This is a genomic window from Enterobacter sp. CGMCC 5087, assembly GCF_003144775.1.
GTDB classification, from domain to species: domain Bacteria; phylum Pseudomonadota; class Gammaproteobacteria; order Enterobacterales; family Enterobacteriaceae; genus Enterobacter; species Enterobacter cloacae_M.
Genome location: NZ_QFXN01000343.1, coordinates 1 through 456 on the forward strand (window position 1 = coordinate 1; position 456 = coordinate 456).

Sequence of the window (456 nt, forward strand, 5' to 3'; positions counted from 1 at the left end):
GTTGCCGGATAATGCGGGTTTCTTTCAGTTCAGGATTAACATACGGGCAGTGCTGTCGCCCGTTCTCCGTCAGCGCGCCGGACCGGTGTTCAAACCACGGGCGTTCAGTGTCGTATTCCGGATGGTACTGCAGGGCACTACCACACAGATGGCAGCTGTAGCGGTCATACGGCGCGGTCTGCGCAGTACGGGCACCGGTAAGGCGTCCGTTGCCGTCCAGAGCCATAAAGGATTTTGCGTACATCGTATTCATAATATTTGCGCCTTACCGCCAGACGACACGCAGGCATCAGCCGTCCCGGTACGGGCAGCGTGGCAGGGTGCGAATGGCGGGTCAGTTATGCGTTAGCAGGCCGGTACCGGCGATAACCGGTCCAGGGATACAGAAAGGTTACGGTTGCGCAGGTGCGCCGGAGGGACGAAAACAAACGGGACAAGGTTTGATACCACAGTACC

General features: G+C 58.3%; 1 protein-coding gene. It reads right to left on the reverse strand.

What is annotated here, in order from left to right:
- A partial coding sequence (locus tag DEO48_RS26310) for a zinc-ribbon domain-containing protein (protein ID WP_219933029.1) occupies nt 1-244 on the reverse strand: 244 nt, incomplete at its 3' end.
- Nucleotides 245-456: the final 212 nt, after the last annotated feature.